Below are 4,114 nucleotides of genomic sequence, written 5' to 3' on the forward strand. Positions count from 1 at the left end.
TCGATACTTCCGCTACTCCTATGCAGTCCCCGTCAAAATCGGCGGCCATCCTTTCACAGTCTGATTCGTAGGGGATTTGTAAGTCTACACCTGCTTGTTCTAATGTTGTGTTGAGTTGATCTGTGAAGGCAATACGATCATCAACAGATAATTTATTCAGTTTGTCAGGGATGTCTGGGAGTTCTATATTAGGGTTGGCTGTTTTTGCTTCTGCAATGTTACGTTCAACAATACGGCTATAATCTTCATCATTAACGATAATAACCCCTTTAAGTTCTTTGCCTTCAGGAGCGTACATATCCTCAACGTATTTGTTGGTACTGTTAACCATGCCATTGTGGTTAAGGAAGGGGGATCTAAAGTTGAGGACTTGTTCTCCTTCTTTCATCCAAGGGACACAAATTTCTCCTGTTTTTAGGTCTTTTGAGGGGATAATCATTGCCCTATCAAACTTAAAATTTTTACCAATGGCTGAATTGAGGTAATCTTTTCTCACAAATTCTTGTAGGGCTTGAGAAAACTTTTTCGATTCTAATAACCTGTGATGATTAGGATCAGCTTTAAAAGCTAGATAAATAAAGTCTTCATAGCCTGAATCTAATTCATTATTATCATCAGAAACAGTGTTTTTTAATCCTTTTTGCTGATAGTTACGATAACGTTCTACTGCTTCTGTTGGGGTAGGGGGTTGCCAATCTTTATCTTTCTTTTGCTCTCGTCTCTCATACTGAGTACAATAATGTTCAGCTAGTAATCTAGGGTCTTGAATGATTTCTTTTAAATCACTTAAATTATTTTTTAATTCAGGAATAAAATCCTTTAAAGCATTAGGATAAGAAGGTAAAAGTTGGGATAAAGCAATTTCTCCTGTTTGAGCTTTTTCTTTCTCTCCTAACCAAACCTCTTTAGTATAGAGTCCAGGTTTAACTGTTCCTTTCCCTGCTCCTTTGAATGAGGATGTAGGTATAATAAAAGCTACCTGTTCACCTACTTCTTTATCCTTAAAGTAGTCACTAAAGTTTTTTGGAGCTAAAGTTCCTTTTCCGTATAAGCTGTCATCTAAGTTTCCTAAACGGAATTGGATAACTTCATCGGTTGTATTAGATAATTGTTCAGAGAAATTGGGGTTAACTTTACCATGACAATCACCGACTAATTTCCAAGCTTGTTCATCGTCAATATAGCCACCATTATCTCCGTTACTATCATCAACGACTAAAAATGTAACTTCACCTTGATAACTATTCTTACATTCTCCTACAAACAACGAGCCATAAGCTCCGTTGTGCATAGTATCTGGGTTAAGCTTATTAATGAGTTGTTCTTTAATCTCTGCCGGTCCATATAAAAGCCGCTGTCCATTGGATAATAAAAGAACATCACCATTAGGGTGACGATTAGAATATAAGTCCTCTGCCTCACTAGCTTCATCCAAATGACCAATGGAGAAAGACTCAGAATAATCCTTATCTGGAAATTCTTTCTTAAGAAATGCTTCAAGTAACGTATTATCTAATTTTTCGTCTAGAATAATATTAGTATTTTCTCTTTGGGTATTGTTATTAGGATTAGGAAGAGTAATCCATTCTCCTGTTCTAGTATCAAAATGTTTTAAAGTTAACATGATAGTTTACCCGATATTTTTGTTATTGTTCAATTAGTAAAGTGAGGATTAAGTATGGCTAGACTGTATGATTCTTGGAGTTTTTTAGATCAAAGAAATTACAATCCTGATGGTTCAATGAAGCCCCATAAACGGCAAAGATTATTAAATGATGGACTTGCCCTTTCTGAGATTAATCAAGTAGAAAATCAAAAAATGCTTGAAGTCAAGAAATATGATGAACGAGAACAACTCTATATGGAAAGATACGGTATCCCCTACAGTGAATGGAAAAAACAAGGACAAATTTCCCAAGCCGAATTAGAAGAACGTCAACGAAAAGCTATTCGTAATGGGGAAGAAATCAGTACCTTACCAATAGCTATTGATCCCGATGAATACTATGACCTAATAGGAAATGCGGATTATCTTGATTGTTAAGGGATATAATCCTTTTTTTGTCTCCTAACTTAATTTTGAGAGTTGGGAGCCTTTTTTCTTTTGAAAAATCTAATACCTCGGAAAACGAGAGAATAAAAAAGCATTGAAATCATCAGACATTGTGCAACAGGGATACCAAAGGAAACCGTCATGACTATTGGATGATCTTCTTCGTATTCTTGACTTAATACCGTGATGACTTTTTCGGATACTCTCGACATTTTTTTTACTCCCCTATTTACACCAAAATTATCATGAAAAAAAATAGACAATAAGCATTAACAATGAACAATGACCTTTCTATTAATTGATAATTATTAATTGTTAATTGTTGAGCAGAAGCAAACCAGGTGGGGGATGGGTTAAGGCTTCCCTTAAACTTTCCTGCCTAGTCCTTTAAATGAGTGGGGGGAATCATCTTAAGAACATTGTTGGTTATTGTAATAAACTACAACAACTTTGTCACTGTTTTTCACTTAGGTTTGTAACATCTTTAGATTTTTTTGGTTATTGTCATGACAATTTGCTATTGTCATGACAATAAAATTTCACAGGATTAATAAAAAGCATAAAGCTGTCACCAACCAAAAAAAGGTTTGTGAACGTTCTGTGCAAAGACCAGGTAATCTCATTGGTTTTCCTAATAATGGTTATTTGATTAGCGCAATGCGCTTATGAGAGTTTTAACTATAATAATCTAAGAAAAAAAAGAGAGGAACTAAGCTGAGTCCTCTCTTTTTGGCAACATTAAGATAAATCTTGCTCATTGGGAACTGTCACTACCCCATCAATGACCACTAAGGTAACACCTTCGTAGAGAAGTCCATCAATTCTGATCTCAACGTAATCACACCAATTAAGTTCAAATTCAAGGACTATCTCTCCCTTTTGTTCGCATTGGAAAAGAATCATAGGAGAAATAGGATTTTGATAGTGAATGACCCATTTTTGAACTTCATTGACGACAATATTCTTAAAATGCTGGCAATCATTGATAACACTAATAACCCACTCAACCCAGTTTTCTATCGAAAGTTGTTTGACACTTTCTGTATACTTAATGGAATCTTTACAAGAAGGATACAAAGTATAAATAGTTTGTTGTTTCTCTTTAGTTTGAGGCATTATTTGCTCCTAAGAATATTACATTTTCATTAAATATTGGCGAAGCCAAAAAATAGAAACTGTGCTAAAATATAGAAGTGTTTTAGCACAATCTGTTGATTTAGTTGATTGTTTAATTAAGCTTTTAGAACTTCAATCAACTCTTGCTTTTTACAACGATTATAAGGTTTATTACAAATACTTTTTACTCTTGTTTGCAGGTTATGAACTCTAACCAATTTTTTTAATTCTTGGTAGGTTAAAGACTCAGGATTAACAACAGAATTAGTGGATGTTTCCGAAGTAAATGGTACAATGAGAACAGGGTTATTAATCGGGGCAACTTGGTTGTGTTGACGGCATTTGCCCGCAGGAAGATAAATGATAGGTCTAGAATTCGTGTCTTCTTTAATGGGTTCCGTGGTTTCAATAATAGGGTCAAATTCTTTTGAAAATGCTTCTTTAATTGAGGGGATAAAGTTTTCAAAAGAATCTTCTACTTCTTCAGTTTGTTTGGGAATTAAGCAACTGTAGAAACAGAAGAAAACGGTAAATAAGAAAATTTCTAATAACATGATTCTTACTCCTTTTTGATTCAGATAATTGTGCTGTGTAGTGTGTAGCACTTTTCATTAAATGTTCCTGAAAGGAAAAAAAGCTGATACTAAAATAGTATCAGCCTTCAATTAAAAATCAACTTCCATTTTTTCGCTGATTTCACACTCCATGTAGTATTCCCCGAAATGTTCTAGATTGATTAAATATCCTGTTATTGGGTGAGCATCACAAACATCTTTGAACCAACTTCTAGCATATTCGGCATACATATCGTTCCACCATAAATCGAGAACATTGTGTCGAGATTCTAACTCGTTTTTATAATCAATTTTGGTATCTATATGTGAATCTGCTTTGATATCATCAATTTCTCTAATGATATCAATCTCACGACAGTCATCTTCAACA

General features: G+C 34.4%; 4 protein-coding genes and 1 pseudogene. 1 reads left to right on the forward strand and 4 read right to left on the reverse strand.

Features of this window, described 5'->3' with window-relative positions; all coding sequences use genetic code 11:
- Nucleotides 1–1,624, reverse strand: a pseudogene (locus P9B04_RS15785) (hypothetical protein); the annotation flags it as partial.
- A 54-nt stretch (nucleotides 1,625–1,678) separates the two neighbouring features.
- Between P9B04_RS15785 and P9B04_RS15790 the strand changes: the two are divergent.
- On the forward strand, nucleotides 1,679–2,044 hold the full coding sequence (locus tag P9B04_RS15790) for a phosphoribosyl-ATP pyrophosphatase (RefSeq protein ID WP_342055945.1): 366 nt from the start codon (nucleotides 1,679–1,681) through the stop codon (nucleotides 2,042–2,044).
- Between the two features lie 747 nt (nucleotides 2,045–2,791).
- Here P9B04_RS15790 and P9B04_RS15795 read toward each other — a convergent pair.
- From P9B04_RS15795 to P9B04_RS15805, 3 genes are all read right to left on the reverse strand, one after another.
- Nucleotides 2,792–3,169 carry a hypothetical protein gene (locus tag P9B04_RS15795; protein WP_342055946.1) on the reverse strand — a complete coding sequence of 126 codons (378 nt, stop codon included), beginning with the start codon at nucleotides 3,167–3,169 and terminating at the stop codon, nucleotides 2,792–2,794.
- Nucleotides 3,170–3,285: 116 nt separating this feature from the next.
- Nucleotides 3,286–3,723, reverse strand: a complete 438-nt coding sequence (locus tag P9B04_RS15800) for a hypothetical protein (protein WP_342055947.1) — start codon at nucleotides 3,721–3,723, stop codon at nucleotides 3,286–3,288.
- Nucleotides 3,724–3,834: 111 nt separating this feature from the next.
- The coding region (locus tag P9B04_RS15805) for a hypothetical protein (protein ID WP_342055948.1) at nucleotides 3,835–4,114 on the reverse strand (280 nt) is incomplete at its 5' end.

It is taken from the genome of Crocosphaera sp. Alani8, from assembly GCF_038442745.1.
GTDB lineage: Bacteria > Cyanobacteriota > Cyanobacteriia > Cyanobacteriales > Microcystaceae > Crocosphaera.